The following is a 16221-nucleotide window of genomic DNA, read 5'->3' as shown; positions in this document are numbered from 1 at the left end:
ATTAGAGTAATTGCTCTAAAAACTAAAAAGAGATTAACCATGAACCAGATTGCTCAACCCATCACAATTCGCAATACCACATTCAAAAACCGAATTATTAAAGGTGCAATGAGTGAGGCGCTTGCAAATTATGAAGGTCAACCAAATGACTTACATTTAGGCTTATATGGGGCATGGGCAAAAGGTGGGCTTGGCTGTGCAATCACAGGCAACGTCATGGTCAATGTGGGTGCAAAAAATGAACCCGGTGTTGTTGTTATTGAAACCGAACGGGATTTAGAGCGCTTAAAAGAGTGGGCAGCATTAGGTAAAAAATATGGAATGGTGCAGTTGATTCAATTGTCCCACCCAGGACGTCAGTGTCCAAAAGGATTAAATAAAGAGACTGTCGCGCCGTCAGCAGTACCATTTAGTCCAGCTTTAGCGACTATGTTTGGAACGCCACGTGAATTAACTCATGATGAAATTCTAGATATCATTAATCGATTTGCAACCGCTGCACGTATTTGTGAAAAAGCAGGTTTTGAAGGGGTGCAATTACATGGTGCGCATGGGTATTTGATTAGTCAGTTCTTATCACCTTTAACGAATAAGCGCACAGACCAGTGGGGTGGTTCAGTTGAAAACCGTACACGCTTTTTATTGGAAGTTTATAAAGCTGTACGTGAAGCAACTTCCGAGAATTTTATCATTTCAGTCAAACTGAACTCTGCCGATTTCCAACGTGGTGGAATTACTGAAGAAGATGTGATTTCAGTATTTAAAGCGATCGATGAAGCTGGCATTGATTTGATTGAGATTTCAGGCGGCACTTATGAAGCACCTGCCATGGCTGGGGCTAAAGCTGACAAGCGCAAGACAAGTACAATTGCTCGTGAAGCATACTTTTTAGATTTTGCTGAAAAGATCCGCCAACACGTTAAATGTAAACTCATGGTGACAGGTGGATTCCGTACTGTAGAAGGAATGAATGCAGCACTCGCAAGTGGGGCTTGTGATTTTATTGGTATTGCGCGTCCGCTTGCAGTTGAGACTGATTTAACAGACCGTTTAATTGCAGGGCAGGACGTACGCTACGCAGTAAAACCAATTAAAACAGGCCTACCTTTTGTCGATAAAATGGCAATTATGGAAATTATTTGGTATGCCGCTCAATTTAAGACCATTGGTAAAGGCAAAAAGCCAAATCCAAAACTTTCACCACTAGTCGTCTTTTTTAATTATGCCAAAGGCAATATTAAAGCTGTGGTAAAAGGTCGCGTGAATTCACGTAAATCTGCATAAATTAATTACCATGCAATAGTCCAGTAAGCGTTAAATGTAGAAGCAGACCATTGACCTTTAATTAAAGCATTCTTAAAGGCAGGTCTGTTTTCTATTTGGGCAAGGTAACGTTGTATATGTTTAAACTGGCTGTAATTTTGTGAGCAAGCCAGTAATGGAAACCACATCAAAATATCAGCAATAGTAAACTGATCTCCAGCAAACCATAAGTGATGCTCTAAATGTTTATCAATCATGTTCATTTGTCGTTGTAATGATTGATTGAGATAGCCTTGATCAAATCCATATTTTAAAAGTTTAGGAATGAAACGGATTGGAAAAGGTGTACGTTGCGCAATTTGGTGAAAGATTTGTTTGAGTACCAAATCGGGAATGAATGTCGCCTCACAATAATTTTTCCAATAATAAAAATTTTGGAGATGCTGGCTTAATAAATTGTTCTGTCCCAATTGGGGATGTAAATGAGATAAGTAATCTAAGATTGCTGAGGTTTCAGCTAAGATTGAAATCTCTCCTTTTTCAATGATTTCGATAGTAGGAAATTTTGATAATTGGTGGGGTGAGTTTTTATTTTCGTCTACATCTGAATGATATTTAATAATGAGCTCATAATTGAGTCCTAATTCTTCTAAAAACCAAATAATGCGTTGAGAGCGTGAATTTTGTAGATGAAATAATCGAATTTGCATGTCATGTTCAAATTATAGTTTTGATCTACTCTTAGTATAGGACAGAAGACAACTTAAGTATAATAAAGTATTTATAAATCAAAAGATTATATTTTTATGAGAGAAGATCAATAAAAAGCCACTGCCTTAAAAATGCAGTGGCTTTTTAGAGTTTGACATCCTTATGGGATTAGAACTTGGGTTATCTCCGTGAAAGGATTTTTATATTTTCAAGTTAGAACGTATAGCTCATGCCAAACTGAACGGTACGTGGTTCGCCCGGATAAGCATATAAATTAAAGGCACTTTCATCATAAGTTCTATCAAAAATATTCTTCAAATCTAAGTTAAGACGAAGTTTTGGTGTTGCTTGATAATAAGAAACTAAATCTGTAACCGCATAGCCTTTCATTGTGTAGGTACTATTGGCTGTTTGTCCTGCACGCTTATCAATATATTTTTGATTAACCCCTAGACCTAAACCTTGTAAAGCTCCACCCTGAAATTCATAAATATTTAAAAGGTTAAAACTGTTCTTTGGAATATTGGCTAAAGACGTTCCTTTTTGCAAAGTGTTGTCTTTAATCACTTCAGCATCTGTATATGCGTATCCACCAATAATTTTCCAAGCAGGTGTAATTTGCCCTGCAATATTTAGCTCAATACCACGACTACGAACTTCACCAGCAGAAACCTTATAGGCTGAATCAATAGGATCGATAGTTAATACATTTTCTTTTTCAGCATAAAAAATAGCAGAGTCAACCGACAACATATTGTCTAATGCTTGCCATTTAAAACCTAACTCGTAAGCGATGCCTTCTTCAGGGTCAAAACCTTCTCCATTGCGACTAGCGCCAGTGTTTGGTTTAAATGATTTTGCAGCATTACTGTAGATTGAAAGATCATCACGGGCTTTAAAAACTAACCCTAAACGGGGAATAAAGGCATCATGACTGGTATTCCAATTTGTAGTATTCGGTAATAGGTTTTTATAGTCATGCTCATAGTGCTCAAAGCGTAAACCCAATAAAGCACTTAAACGTTCATTTAAATCGATTTGGTCTTGTACAAAAATGGCTGTTGTTTTTAAATTTTCACGATCATGGGTGGTCACACGATTAAGTTCAGGTAGAGGTTGTCCTAAAACAGGATCATTAATATTAATAGGGTAGCTACCGATATCTCCACTTGAGCGAATAATATATGACTTGTAATCATAGTTTTCATATTCAAGCCCAGTCACCAAGGTGTGTGCTAAACCTAAAAGTTGGAAATTACCAGTTAGGTTAATTTGTGCATCAGTGTCTTGCCATTTTAACTCACGGTAGTTGTAATTTCGGCCTAAAGTTTCGCCGTCATTTTGAATGCCATTTGCTTCTACTGCATAGCCATGCAATTTGCCATTTAAGTATTGCACACCCGCATTGAGCTTCCAGTCATTTCCAAGGTCATGTTCGACTCGTAATTGAGTCATGTTGTTATCATTGTAGATTCGGTTGTTATATTTACCTGTTTCCCACAAATAGGTTTCTGGTGAACTGTTAAAAGACTTTTGTGTAGGATAACGAGTATGCCCACGGTCAAGCGGATGCTGGTTGCGTAAAATATCGGCTTCAAAAGTGACTTTAGTAGCGTCAGTCGCTTGCCATTGAATGACTGGAGCAATTCCATAACGTTTGGATTCGACATGGTCACGATAACTATCACCACCTTCTGCAATCACATTTAGGCGATAACCGATATTTTCTGCATTTGGTATCGTACCTGTAGTGTCTACAGTGGTACGGTATAAACCTTCACTGTTAAGCTGAGCACCTAAAGTGGTTTGTTGCTCAGACTTCGGTGTTTTAGAAATTAAGTTAAACGTACCGCCAGGATCACCACGACCATATAAGCTAGAAGAGGGGCCACGTAAAACGTCTATACGTTCAATTGTGTTGCTATCTGGTGCATTTGGATAACCACGGTTAATTGGGAATCCGTTACGATAAAATTCACCACTGGTGAAACCACGAAGGTTAAAACCAGTTAAGCCTTGACCACCAAAGTTATTCGCTCGTCCAACGCCACCTGCTAAATCAAGGGCTTCAATTAAGCGTGTCGCACCAATATCTTCAATTACCTTTTGAGTTACAACACTCACTGATTGTGGCGTATCTTTTAATGCAATTTCACTACGTGTTGCGCTACTCGAGCTATCGACTTTGTACGTTTGGTCAGATGCTTGTTGAGCTTTAATTTTAATGGTAGCAAGAGTCGTTGAAGAACTATCTGTTTCTGCAAAAGCAGTTGATAAACAGCAGATTTGAGCAATGCTTAGGGAGAGGAGGCGAAGCTTAAGATCCATTTAAAACCTGTTTGATAATAAATATCAGTATAAAAATAAGAATTATTATATTGTAAATGTGTGTAAAAGAAATATTGAATCAGTGATATTTAAATACAAATGTATTTTATTTGAAAATAAGAGGGGTTAAAAAATAAATAGAATGTTAAGAAAATAAAAAGAAATTTTATAAGAATAGAATAATGGCGTCCCTACGGGGATTCGAACCCCGGTTACCGCCGTGAAAGGGCGATGTCCTAGGCCTCTAGACGATAGGGACGTTGAGGATGGCGGTATCTTAAGAAGCCGCCACCAAACTGTCAAGTAGGTAAGGAGACAGTTTGTTCAAAATATAGCAAAACAGTTCAGCAGTTTTCTGAGTATCGTATAAAGCAGAGTGTGCTTCTTTACCATCGAACTCAATTCCAGCTTGAATACAGGCTTTGGCAAGGACAGTTTGTCCAAACATAACAGCACTTAAAGTAACCGTATCCATGACTGAAAAACTATGAAATGGGTTCTGGTTTTTTGTGCTTGTACGAGCAATCGCTGCTTGAACAAAACCAAGATCAAAATGGGCGTTATGACCAACCAACACTGCATGGGTACAATGTTGTTGTTTACGAACGTCATTGACTGATTTAAAAATACGGCGTAATGCAGTTCGTTCATCTTCAGCCATTGCCATACGCATTGGATTGAATGGATCAATACCAATAAAGTCTAGCGAACGGCGGTCGAGGTTAGCCCCTTCGAACGGGTTAATGTGTGCATGAAATGCTGGACCAGGGACAAATTGCCCCTGAGCATCATACACAATTGGAATGCACGCAATTTCTAGCAATGCATCTGTCTGGGCATTAAAACCTGCCGTTTCAACGTCAACAACAACAGGTAAGAAGCCACGAAAACGTTGGCCAATGACCGGGACAGAGGTTTCTTGTGTCACACTTTTCTCCATTGCAGCGTTTTCCCGGCATGCAGCGGGATAATTTTTTGATCATCTAAATAATCAAAAGATTCTGGTACAAGATTATCTTCTTTTACCAAGGTAATAGTAGAAGTATTACGTGGTAGACCGTAAAAGTCTGCACCAAAGTGGCTTGCAAAGCCTTCTAGGCGTTCTAATTTGCCTACTTGGTCAAATGCTTGGGCATAAAGCTCAATTGCATTTGGTGCACTATAACAGCCCGCACAGCCACACGCATTTTCTTTTGCATCTTGCGAGTGCGGTGCACTGTCTGTACCTAAGAAAAATTTAGGATTACCACTCGTTGCAACTTCAAGCAAAGTTGTTTGGTGTGTTTGGCGCTTTAAAATTGGTAAACAATAGAAATGCGGTTTAATACCACCGACCAGCATGTCGTTACGGTTAAATAATAAATGCTGAGGCGTGATTGTTGCAGCAACATTACGGTCATGTTCTAAAACAAAATGAGCCGCATCGCTTGTGGTAATGTGCTCAAGCACCACTTTAAGTTTTGGAAACTGTTTTAAAAGCGGGTTGAGTACTTCATCAAGGAAACGTTTTTCACGGTCAAAAATATCGACGTGGTTATGAGTTACTTCACCATGAAGTAGTAACGGAACTTGATGCTCTTCTAATTGCTCAATAACTGCATAAACCTTACGAATGTCACTTACACCGTTATCAGAGTTGGTGGTCGCACCCGCTGGGTAAAGTTTAATTGCATTTACATGTGCAGATTCTTTAATTTTACGAACTTCGTCTGGGGAGGTGAAGTCAGTAAAATAAAGCACCATACGTGGGTCAAAATTGAGACCCTCTGGAACATGAGCAAGAATACGTTCACGGTAAGCCAATGCTTCTTCCACAGTTTTTACTGGCGGAACAAGGTTTGGCATACAGATCGCACGAGCAAACTGTTTAGCCAAATCAGGTACGGTACGTTTTAATGCTAAACCATCACGTAAATGTGCATGCCAATCATCTGGCTGGAGCAGGGTAATAGAGTCCAAGGCAGTTCAAACTTCGAAATAAAACAAATGATAATCGATAAAGTGTGAAAATGGTAACGAGAATTACGGACAAATGGCAAAATAAAGCGCAAGAGGCGTTAAAAAATAATGTTATATTTTGTTAATGTGTAAGAGGCAGGAAACGGGTAGTGGTAAATAGGGGAAATGTACATGAATTACTCAAAGCAAAAGAAGAAATAGAATATCTGGTAACTTTACATACCCATCGTTATGCCAATACACCTTTGCCTCATCAATTAGAAAAAAAATTCTGGTGCTTAAATCTTGAGCGAACAAAACAAAATATCTCAAAATTTTTAGCAAGTGGTGTTCTAACCTATCTTATTTTTATTTTGCTAGCGCTACCTACAGACTATTTGGTGATAGGTGTACCTTACATAACTTGGGATTTTATTTACTGCATATTAAGTGCAATTAATATTGCCGGTGCGCTACTGTTATTTTGGGTTTTTGCCAAGTTTAAAAAACTCTCTGAATATTTTTATATTGCTGCGTGCGGGATTGTATTTTTTACCATTATTGTCAATGCAATGTTGCTTCTTAGTGTAGGAAATATCGCCCTTAAAAATCAGTCGATGTTACTACTTTCTTTTTTATATATGCTTGGCTTTATCTTGAGCGGTATAAAGCCTTTACATATGCTTTATGTCGGTTTGATCGCAGCCATTTGTGTTTTTTCTCTATTGATTTTATTGCAAGCAAATTGTGACTATATTGCTTTGGGAAGAGCACTGTTTGGGAGCTGTATTTTAGGTTTTTCAATTAGCACGATGCTCACATCTAGAGAAAGAAGCCTTTTTTTAAATAATCAGCTTGCTGAGCTTAACGAACAGATTTTACGTATTGAGGCATCTGAGTTGCTTCATTTAAGTCAGCAAGATGCGCTCACTAAAATTTCTAATCGACGCACTTTCGATGAGATGTTCGACTTTTTTTACTATCGGGCAAAGCAAGAACAACGTCCATTGGCAGTTTTATTTATTGATATCGATTTTTTTAAAAACTATAACGATTTTTATGGGCACCAGATGGGGGACAAAGTCATCTCATCTATTGCCTCTGCAATTAAAAATTCGATTCGTCATGTTGATTTTGTTGCCCGTTATGGCGGAGAGGAATTTGTGGTTCTTTTACCAAAAACTCCGGCTCAAGGTGCATATGCTGTGGCTGCCAATATTTATAAAGCTATAGAACGTCAAGCGATTCCTCATGCTGCATCATTAGTTTCTAAGCATGTGACCATTAGTTTAGGTTTTACTGTTTATACGGAAGGCTTAAGAGTAACTCAGGAAAATTTAATTCATGCTGCCGATCAAGCTTTATATCGGGCAAAGGAGCTTGGACGTAATCAGATTTATTATCAGCCTTTGCAGTTACCAGAAATTGCTTAAGCTCAAACGTTTAAAATAAAAAAGCCACCTTTGTAGGTGGCTTTTTTATGAGCTAAGAAAAATTATTTTTTCTTGCTATCGAGTTGTGGCACAGCAGAACCTTGACCGATTGAAAGCAAACCAGCATCTGTATAGATCTCAAGTTTTGCACGTGTATCGGTAATGTCGAGGTTACGCATAGTCAACTGACCAATACGGTCCATAGGCGAGAACATTGAATCGCCTTTTTCCATTGTTAAACGTTCAGCTTCGTACGTTAAGTTCGGAGATTCAGTATTCATGATGGTGTAGTCATTACCACGACGAAGTTCAAGCGTAACTTCACCAGTAACCGCTTTAGCAACCCAACGCTGTGCAGTTTCACGCAACATAAGTGCTTGAGAGTCGAACCAACGACCTTGGTAAAGTAAACGACCTAAACGTAAACCGTTAATGCGGTATTGTTCGATCGTATCTTCGTTGTGAATACCAGTAACCAAACGCTCATAAGCAATATGAAGAAGAGCCATACCCGGTGCTTCATAAATACCACGAGATTTCGCTTCGATAATACGGTTTTCGATTTGGTCAGACATACCTAGACCATGACGACCACCAATACGGTTTGCTTCAAGAATAAGCTCAACCGGATTGTCAAAAGTTTGACCGTTTAATGCAACAGGCACACCTTCTTCAAAGCGTACAGTCACTTCTTCTGGTTTGATTTCAACTTCATCTTTCCAGAAAGCAACGCCCATAATTGGGTCAACGATTTTGATACCAGCATTTAAGTATTCAAGATCTTTTGCTTCGTGAGTTGCACCCAACATGTTTGAGTCAGTTGAATACGCTTTTTCTTTTGACATTTTGTAGTCAAAACCGTTGTCGATCAGGAACTGTGACATTTCAGCACGGCCACCGAGTTCATCGATGAAGTTTTGATCTAACCAAGGTTTGTAAATTTTAAGATTCGGGTTGGTCAACAAACCATAACGATAGAAACGTTCAATATCGTTACCTTTATAAGTTGAACCATCACCCCAGATGTTTACGTCATCTTCTTTCATTGCAGTAACTAACATTGTACCTGTTACTGCACGACCCAATGGAGTCGTATTGAAATAAGGAACACCACCTGTACTGATATGGAATGCACCACACTGAATTGCAGCAATACCTTCGAGCGCAAGTTGTAAGCGGCAGTCAATTAAGCGAGCTTTTACAGCGCCGTATTGTTCTGCTTTCTTTGGAATTGCATCGTAGTCATCTTCATCAGGCTGGCCTAAGTTTGCAGTGTATGCATAAGGCTCTGCGCCTTTTTGTTTCATCCACAATAGAGCAGCTGAAGTGTCTAGGCCTCCGGAGAAGGCAATCCCAACTTTTTTGCCTACTGGTACATGCTGCAAGATAGTTGCATTATCAGTCATTGCTAATCCTAACATTTATAAAAAAGACCCCGTGTAGGTGGTCTCGAGAATTCTGAATGGCGGCTATTGTAGCACTATTCATGGTGCTTTTTTTGGCAAAAAAAGCATTAATTCACTCGTTGTGATATGAAGTTTTAATTTCATAAAAAATCTAAGCGTATTTATAGAATGATAAGAGGTGAACGAAGTATTGTTGTCCAAATAAGAAAAGACTTTTAATGACTTAAAAAGAAAATAGGATGAATATGAAGTGTCATCATTCTTGGCGTGATTATGCAGTTTTTATTATATAAATTGGAGAAAGAACCAGATTTCATTAGTGTTATTAAATAAAAGCAATACGATTGGTTTTTATGGATTGACCATAAGCTCCAATAAATTTCTTTACTGGGTCATCCAAAAGCGGAAAAAAAGTATTAAAGTACTATGCAACAAGTTGCAAAAAACTATTGGGACGCAGCATGACAAGTTACGCCAATCTATTAAAACCATTACATTTAGGCTTTACCACTATTAAAAACCGTGTGGTGATGGGATCCATGCATACGGGCTTAGAAGATCGTTTCTATAATTACCCAAAACTAGCTGCTTATTTTGAAGAGCGTGCCAAAGGTGGGGTTGGCCTGATTGTGACTGGTGGTATTTCACCGAACCGTCAAGGATGGTTAGCACCTGCTGGTGGGACCATGAACAGTCTATTTGATGTTCCTCAGCACCGTCTGGTAACGCATGCTGTTCATAAACATGGCTCTAAAATCTTAATGCAAATCTTGCATGCAGGACGATATGGTTACCAACCGTTCGTTGTGTCTTCAACAGCCATTAAATCTCCAATTTCGCCATTTAAACCACGCCAGCTTTCTGAAAAAAATATTCTTAGCACAATTGAAGATTATGCACAGTGCGCCGACATTGCCAAAAAAGCAGGTTATGACGGTGTCGAAATTATGGGTTCTGAAGGTTATTTAATTAACCAGTTTTTAAGTAGCCACGTAAACCAACGTACTGATCGTTGGGGCGGTGAAATTGAAAACCGTATGCGTTTTCCGGTCGAGATTGTTAAGGCTATTCGTGCAAAAGTTGGCGAGAAATTTATTATTTGTTTCCGCTTGTCTTTACTCGACCTTGTGCACGATGGTAATACCATGCAAGAAGTCGTGATTGTTGCCAAAGCTCTAGAAAAGGCAGGTGTAACTTTATTAAATACCGGCATTGGCTGGCATGAAGCCCGTGTTCCGACCATTGTAACGTCTGTGCCTCGCGCAGCTTTTGTCGATTACACGGCTCATGTAAAACAACATATTTCTATTCCGATTATTGCGTCGAACCGTATTAACATGCCTGAAACTGCTGAAGAAATTTTGGCAAGTGGTAAAGCAGATATGGTTCAAATGGCACGTCCATTATTGGCCGATGCTTTTTGGGTAAATAAAACAGCGACTAACCGTGTTGATGAAATTAATACCTGTATTGCTTGTAACCAAGCCTGTTTAGACCATGCTTTTAAAAATAAGCGTGTGTCTTGTTTAGTGAACCCGCGTGCAGGTCATGAAACTGAACTGGTCTATTTAAAAACCAAGCAGCCTAAACGTATTGCAGTTGTCGGTGGCGGGGTTGCGGGTATGTCAGCAGCAACCGTTGCGGCGAGCCGTGGTCATGCGGTTACTTTGTTTGAAGCGACTTCAGATGTGGGTGGTCAGTTCAACTTTGCCAAGGTAGTGCCGGGTAAAGAAGAGTTTCACGAAACGATTCGCTACTTTAAAGTCCAACTCGAAAAAACAGGGGTGGATGTACGTTTAAATACTCGCGTGAACCGTGAGCAGCTTGAACGTGAAGGTTTTGATGAAGTGATTGTTGCAACAGGTGTAATCCCTCGTGCACTAAAAATTGAAGGAAGCAATGCACCACAAGTCCTTTCTTATGCTCAGGTTTTAAAAGGCGCAGAAGTTGGACAAAAAGTTGCAGTGATTGGGGCAGGCGGTATTGGTTTTGATGTGTCTGAGTTTTTACTTAAACCTCCACATCAACCACAGCCTCAACCTTTAGCAGATTGGCAACGTGAATGGGGGATAGACCCAAATCCTGACTATATTTCTGAGGGAGGCATACAACCTGCTCAGATTGAAGCTCCAGTTCGCCAGATTTATTTACTGCAACGTAAGACTACGCCATTAGGAATTGGTCTTGGCAAGACTTCAGGTTGGGTACACCGTGCACAGCTTAAAAAGCATGGCGTGCGTATGCTCCGTGGTGTGCAATATAAAGCAGTCACTGATGAAGGTCTTTGGATTGAGCATAATGGTCAAGACCAGCTTTTACGTGTCGATACGATTGTGGTGTGTGCGGGTCAAGAGTCTGTAAAAGACTTGATGCCAAAAGAAGGTGAGTCGACTATAGCGAACTACTACATTATTGGTGGTGCAAAGCTCGCAGCAGAGCTAGATGCGAAGCGTGCGATCAAAGAAGGAGCAGAATTAGCTGCTCGATTGTAATATTTGATGAAACAATACCCACTTGAACACAAAGCGATGATTTTTTTCTTGAATAAAATGAATAAGCTTTGTATTCTTACGCACATGGAAGCGTGGCAGAGCGGTTTAATGCACCGGTCTTGAAAACCGACGAGGGTGTGAGTCCTCCGTGAGTTCGAATCTCACCGCTTCCGCCAAATTCGAAAAGCCCCTGTGAAAGCAGGGGCTTTTTTTATGTGTATATTTTTTAGTACTTAGAAACTCATATAAAAATTTGGATTGGAATAGTCAAAATAAGAATAATTCAGATGGCTTTGGGTAATAGATAAATTTAGTTTGGGTTGAGCTCTTACAGAACAAATCCTTGTGTAAATGTACTGTAAACCTACTTTTTGATCTTATTCTTATTCTTATTCTTATTGTTTATAGTCATGATCATCCTTTTGATTGAGATTATCTTGATCTGTCATGGGGTGTTTGGTAGGTGATGCTGCTTTTCGCCTGTTTGAGCTTGCAGTAGTTTCCTGACTATTCTTAATGAAGATATTCTGTGTCTTTTAAAGTGTATGTTTACTCAATATATTCACAGATTGCGACACTTTCAAAAAGAATATTTTCTTTTTAATAGCTATCTAATACTTTTATTAATGGAACTTTTCCCGTTGGAAATATAATCAGAAACCAGTCTGGTTTATCTTGAAGGTTAATGTTAATTCACTGAAATGTTATATTTTTTCAAGCAAAATGATAGCAGTACGTTGTACAAAGGGACATAAATGATGACTAATTAAAGTCAACGATGAATTATTCACTTAAAGTACCTAATAAGATTCAGCCAAGCCACTACTAAGATGTAGGGACTTGGGGAAAGAAATAGTTTGTTATTTCAACAAATAATAAAATTTTTAATCAAGAATTTGATTAAAGAGAGCGACCACCATCGACAATAATTTCAGAACCAATTGTCCATCTAGATTCGTCTGACGCTAAATATAATACTGCACTCGCAACTTCTTGTGGTGTACCGAAACGACCAAATGGAATCGTTGCAATGATATCTTTATTCAATTGTTCACGATAAGCATCAGGAATACCAAGCTTATCGTATAATGGAGTATCCACTGGACCGGGGCTGACAGCATTAATTCGAATACCACGATTAATTAGTTCACTTGAAAGTGTTTTTGACATATTCAATAAAGCTGCTTTGGTTGCACCGTAAACTGATGAGTTGGGTGCACCGAGATGAGCGCTTACTGATGTATTAAGAATTACTGAAGCTGGATTGGCAAAGACTGGTAACAATGCTTGCATTAAAAAGTATGGTCCTTTGACATTGATATCAAAAGAACGATTAAACATTTCTTCTGTCCATTCTTCAATTGGAAGCCATACCGATATGCCTGCATTCAGAAAGGCGACATCTAACTTTCCATAATGATTTTGAATGGTTTGTGCTAATTCCCTCTGTGCGGTGATATTAGATGAATCTGCTTTTAAGACTAAAACTTCGCTTCCAAGCTCGGACTTTGCATTTTCGATTGATTCTGGGTTTATACCAGTAACGATTACTTGTGCACCTTCAGATAAAAAGTGTTTTGCTGTTTCAAGACCAATACCACTTGTACCGCCTGTAATGAGAGTGCGTTTTCCACTTAATCTAGACATATAGGTTTCCTTTAGATTTTTTAAGATAGGTTTATATGTTGACCGATCGAATACAAACTATATATTCATGTAAAAAACTTGATAAGATATAAATATAGAATATATTTCATGCTTAAATTGCATGAATAAAGGATGATTTATGGATAGATTACTGCTCATGACTTGTTTTGTCCGTGCTGTTGAGACAGGAAGTTTTTCAGCTGCAGGGCGTGATTTAGATTTAGGTCAACCAAACGTTAGTCGTTATGTCGCAGCACTAGAAGAGTATTTAAATACTAGGTTGCTTCAGCGAACTACTCGTAAACTTTCTCTTACTCCTGAAGGAGAAAGCTATTATCTTGAAGCTAGACGTATTCTTGACGCAGTGGAAGAATCAGAATCTTCATTTAAGGGCAATATTGTTCCTTCAGGAGTTTTACGTGTTGCATGTCCTACTGCGTTAGCACATACATTTTTAGTGCCACATTTATCTAAATTTTTAGAGCTCTATCCAGAACTAACGTTAGATTTACAGTTTAATGATCGTTATGTAAATTTGGTTGATGAAGGAGTTGAGTTGGCGATAAGGATTGGGCATTTACAAGATAGTTCCATGCGTGCTCGGCATCTAGGATCATTTAAGCGAGTATGTGTCGCGAGTAATCAATATTTGGCTAAACATGGTATTCCTATAATACCTAATGATTTGAGTAAACATGATTGTTTGGTTTATACATTATTGTCGACAGGTACAACATGGCAATTCCACGATAAGGATGTATCAGTTTCAGGTAGGCTTCGAGTAAATTCTCCTGAGGCTATTCGGGAGTGTGTTAATGCTGGATTAGGAATTGCTTATGGGCCAAAATGGCTATTTGAAGATGGTCTAAAAAGTGGCAATTTACAGTTAATATTAAATGACTACGCACCGCCCCCTGTTCCCATTCAAATAGTTTATTTAGCTGGTCGATTTCTTCCTAAAAGGGCTATTGCTTTCATGGATTTTGTAGCTGAAATATTTGAAAAAACTTCTGCATTTAATACTAGATAATAAAAACACTAAGACAAAATATAGATATGATTTTGCACATAATGAAATTCAGTGAATGCTGAAATTATCTCATGAATCATGTCTTGTTATTGTCATACTTTTAAAATACATATTGTAGAATATTCCGATACTAATAATTTGCTCTTAAGGCAGTATTAGTATCAACCGCATTATAAAACTAACCCCTTTACTTAACTTGCAAAGTAAAATCGATCTTGGTATGTACTGAATTTAAATTAATAGATATGGATAATTCATGAATTTAATAAATCACTGTAGTAAGTTCTTTCTTGTAGTTTTTCTTATGATGAATCTTTCAAATACATATGCAGCAAAGATACAGGCTGTAGATGCTGAAGTGCACGAGAGTGCTGTAGACGCAATGGAAGCAGCTGGAGCAGAAGCTGTAGAGGTTGGTGAAGAAAAGGCTGCATGCCGTGCTGACGAGGCTTGTGATGTTGCATCTGCTGTTTCTGAGGATGAAATGTATGGTGGAATTCAACAGGAATATGTCGTAAAAGGCTGTAAGGTAACAATCTACAATGATGGACCTGTGAAAATGGTTAATATAAAGACGGATCAACCATGTGATGCTCCACTTCCTAAAGATCATAAATTCACTAAATAGAACTTGTAGAGCCTATAAATTATTTTGCCTGCGCCTTTTAAAACCAATTATTGGAATGAATTCGAGAAGCCTTCGGTCATCAAAGGGCTGGAGGCTTAATTTATACAATTTATGCTGATTGCACATTACAGAAATTAGCCCAATCCTCCCTTATCGCTTACGTTTTTCAAGATAGGCTCCACATAAATAAGCAGCTTCCACTCCATCTTTCTGGTGAATGTGCTGAACAAATTCTGCTAATTGATCATAAGGTAAAGATGGGTGAGGGAGTATTAATAATAAGGGCTTTTTTTATCTGTATTCTTTAGCACATAATAAATATAAATTATGAGTTTTATATTTAATAAAATATTATGAAAAATTTAGATGGCTTACTCAGCAGAATTCAAGCAGATACATTGAGTTTAGTTACTCATAGAGATGGTGCTTCTGTATACAAAGCACAAACTACTCAAGGAGAGGTCTTTGTAAAAGCGTATACGCGTAAAGTAGATAATGACAGATATTGTGAAATATTGGATGAGCTTGCGGCGTTTTCACTAGCTCCAAAAGTATTAAATAAATTTGAATGGGAAAATTATTTTGTTATTGTAATGAGTGCGTTAGAAGGGCAGCCAGTCAATAACATATTAAAAAATTGCTCAAGAATAGAAAAACTATTATTACTAAAATCCGCAGGATCAACTTTAGGAAGCTTTCACCGAACGATTAATTCTTCGCGTTTATTTGAGATGAGATTTTGGCAGGCGCGAGATAGCGCTTCGAAGAGTCCAATTTTATGGAATGAACATTTGGAACTAATGATATCAAAGTGGATGTCACGTGTTGATCCATTAAAACCAGATTATCAAGAATTTAGTTATGAGTTGAGTGAGCTGCTTTTATATTGCAAAGATTTACGGGAACCAACTCAGTTTAGTCTCTTACATTGTGACTATATTAGCCGCAATATTCTTGCAAATAGCAGTAATAAAATTTCGGGTGTTTTAGATTTTGAGGCTGCTCGTATTGGCGATGCAGTTTATGATTTAGCGAAGATGGTTTGGGTTGATATAGATTTCTCTGATTTAGAGTTAAGAAATGCTTTTTTACGAGGGTGGGAAATGACTTATGGGGATGTAGTACCTCAAAGAGAATTCCTATGCTATGTAGGGATTCAATGTCTTGCAGCAATAGCATGGACAGATAAAAATAAGCCTATTGAGGGTAATACTATCTTTAGAGCTTCGGCAATTAGAGCATTAAGAATAGTATTAAATGAGTTACGAACAGGTTTTTAGTAAATTCCTAGTTCTATAGCTACTACTAGTTTTTAATTGAAAAAGTTTTATTAGAAATTCTCAAA

12 protein-coding genes, 2 tRNA genes and 1 pseudogene are annotated in these 16221 nt (G+C 38.2%); 7 read left to right on the top strand and 8 right to left on the bottom strand.

The window, feature by feature from the left end; genetic code table 11:
- The first annotated feature begins 39 nt into the window (after nt 1-39).
- Entirely contained in the window at nt 40-1284 is a 1245-nt protein-coding gene (locus BMW38_RS09575) for an NADH:flavin oxidoreductase/NADH oxidase family protein (RefSeq protein WP_004641875.1), read from the top strand.
- Nucleotides 1285-1289: 5 nt separating this feature from the next.
- On the opposite strand, the gene BMW38_RS09570 is transcribed toward BMW38_RS09575, so the two are convergent.
- From BMW38_RS09570 to pyrC, 5 genes are all read right to left on the bottom strand, one after another.
- A complete protein-coding gene (locus BMW38_RS09570) occupies nt 1290-1973 on the bottom strand; it encodes a glutathione binding-like protein (RefSeq protein WP_092707501.1) in 684 nt (227 codons plus the stop codon).
- 214 nt (nt 1974-2187) lie between these two features.
- Nucleotides 2188-4302 (bottom strand): TonB-dependent siderophore receptor, encoded by a 2115-nt coding sequence (locus BMW38_RS09565; RefSeq protein WP_092707499.1) that lies wholly within the window; start codon nt 4300-4302, stop codon nt 2188-2190.
- Between the two features lie 183 nt (nt 4303-4485).
- Nucleotides 4486-4561, bottom strand: a tRNA-Glu gene (locus BMW38_RS09560).
- Between the two features lie 18 nt (nt 4562-4579).
- Nucleotides 4580-5242, bottom strand: a complete 663-nt coding sequence (gene rnt, locus BMW38_RS09555) for a ribonuclease T (RefSeq protein WP_004641888.1) — start codon at nt 5240-5242, stop codon at nt 4580-4582.
- Nucleotides 5227-6261, bottom strand: coding sequence for a dihydroorotase (pyrC, locus tag BMW38_RS09550; protein WP_092707497.1), 1035 nt, complete (start codon nt 6259-6261; stop codon nt 5227-5229). Before pyrC ends, rnt begins: the two co-directional genes overlap by 16 nt.
- Nucleotides 6262-6410: 149 nt before the next feature.
- On the opposite strand from pyrC, the gene BMW38_RS09545 reads away from it, so the two are divergent.
- Entirely contained in the window at nt 6411-7673 is a 1263-nt protein-coding gene (locus tag BMW38_RS09545) for a GGDEF domain-containing protein (protein ID WP_092707495.1), read from the top strand.
- Nucleotides 7674-7735: 62 nt separating this feature from the next.
- Here the strand turns inward: BMW38_RS09545 and argG are convergent, their stop codons facing one another.
- Nucleotides 7736-9094 (bottom strand): argininosuccinate synthase, encoded by a 1359-nt coding sequence (argG, locus tag BMW38_RS09540; protein WP_080595329.1) that lies wholly within the window; start codon nt 9092-9094, stop codon nt 7736-7738.
- 446 nt (nt 9095-9540) lie between these two features.
- Between argG and BMW38_RS09535 the strand changes: the two genes are divergently transcribed.
- The gene (locus BMW38_RS09535; RefSeq protein ID WP_092707493.1) at nt 9541-11571 is read left to right on the top strand and encodes an NADPH-dependent 2,4-dienoyl-CoA reductase; all 2031 of its coding nucleotides are present in this window, start codon (nt 9541-9543) and stop codon (nt 11569-11571) included.
- A gap of 86 nt (nt 11572-11657) precedes the next feature.
- Nucleotides 11658-11747 (top strand) — tRNA-Ser (locus BMW38_RS09530).
- Between the two features lie 433 nt (nt 11748-12180).
- Here BMW38_RS09530 and BMW38_RS19715 read toward each other — a convergent pair.
- Together BMW38_RS19715 and BMW38_RS09525 are read right to left on the bottom strand one after the other, a co-directional pair.
- A pseudogene (locus tag BMW38_RS19715) lies at nt 12181-12258 on the bottom strand (glutathione S-transferase family protein); the annotation flags it as partial.
- Between the two features lie 213 nt (nt 12259-12471).
- Nucleotides 12472-13218, bottom strand: coding sequence for an SDR family oxidoreductase (locus tag BMW38_RS09525; protein ID WP_092707491.1), 747 nt, complete (start codon nt 13216-13218; stop codon nt 12472-12474).
- 139 nt (nt 13219-13357) lie between these two features.
- Between BMW38_RS09525 and BMW38_RS09520 the strand changes: the two genes are divergently transcribed.
- From BMW38_RS09520 to BMW38_RS09510, 3 genes are all read left to right on the top strand, one after another.
- The gene (locus BMW38_RS09520) at nt 13358-14248 is read left to right on the top strand and encodes a LysR family transcriptional regulator (protein ID WP_092707489.1); all 891 of its coding nucleotides are present in this window, start codon (nt 13358-13360) and stop codon (nt 14246-14248) included.
- A 304-nt stretch (nt 14249-14552) separates the two neighbouring features.
- A complete protein-coding gene (locus BMW38_RS09515) occupies nt 14553-14876 on the top strand; it encodes a hypothetical protein (RefSeq protein WP_092707736.1) in 324 nt (107 codons plus the stop codon).
- 353 nt (nt 14877-15229) lie between these two features.
- Nucleotides 15230-16156: an aminoglycoside phosphotransferase family protein gene (locus tag BMW38_RS09510; RefSeq protein ID WP_092707487.1), complete on the top strand. Its 927-nt coding sequence runs from the start codon at nt 15230-15232 to the stop codon at nt 16154-16156.
- The last annotated feature ends 65 nt before the right edge of the window (nt 16157-16221 follow it).

The sequence above is a fragment of the Acinetobacter sp. yr461 genome, from assembly GCF_900110445.1.
Taxonomy (GTDB): Bacteria; Pseudomonadota; Gammaproteobacteria; order Pseudomonadales; family Moraxellaceae; genus Acinetobacter; species Acinetobacter calcoaceticus.
Note: the sequence above shows the minus strand (reverse complement) of the source record. Positions and strands in the feature narration are given on the sequence as shown.

What these genes read in the sequence shown, in the direction of transcription:
- BMW38_RS09575 (WP_004641875.1), top strand. Translation starts at nt 40, where the DNA reads ATGAACCAGATTGCTCAACCCATCACAATTCGCAATACCACATTCAAA.
- argG (WP_080595329.1), bottom strand. Translation starts at nt 9,094, where the DNA reads ATGTTAGGATTAGCAATGACTGATAATGCAACTATCTTGCAGCATGTA.
- BMW38_RS09520 (WP_092707489.1), top strand. Translation starts at nt 13,358, where the DNA reads ATGGATAGATTACTGCTCATGACTTGTTTTGTCCGTGCTGTTGAGACA.
- BMW38_RS09565 (WP_092707499.1), bottom strand. Translation starts at nt 4,302, where the DNA reads ATGGATCTTAAGCTTCGCCTCCTCTCCCTAAGCATTGCTCAAATCTGC.
- BMW38_RS09535 (WP_092707493.1), top strand. Translation starts at nt 9,541, where the DNA reads ATGACAAGTTACGCCAATCTATTAAAACCATTACATTTAGGCTTTACC.
- BMW38_RS09570 (WP_092707501.1), bottom strand. Translation starts at nt 1,973, where the DNA reads ATGCAAATTCGATTATTTCATCTACAAAATTCACGCTCTCAACGCATT.
- BMW38_RS09525 (WP_092707491.1), bottom strand. Translation starts at nt 13,218, where the DNA reads ATGTCTAGATTAAGTGGAAAACGCACTCTCATTACAGGCGGTACAAGT.
- BMW38_RS09515 (WP_092707736.1), top strand. Translation starts at nt 14,553, where the DNA reads ATGATGAATCTTTCAAATACATATGCAGCAAAGATACAGGCTGTAGAT.
- BMW38_RS09510 (WP_092707487.1), top strand. Translation starts at nt 15,230, where the DNA reads ATGAAAAATTTAGATGGCTTACTCAGCAGAATTCAAGCAGATACATTG.
- rnt (WP_004641888.1), bottom strand. Translation starts at nt 5,242, where the DNA reads ATGGAGAAAAGTGTGACACAAGAAACCTCTGTCCCGGTCATTGGCCAA.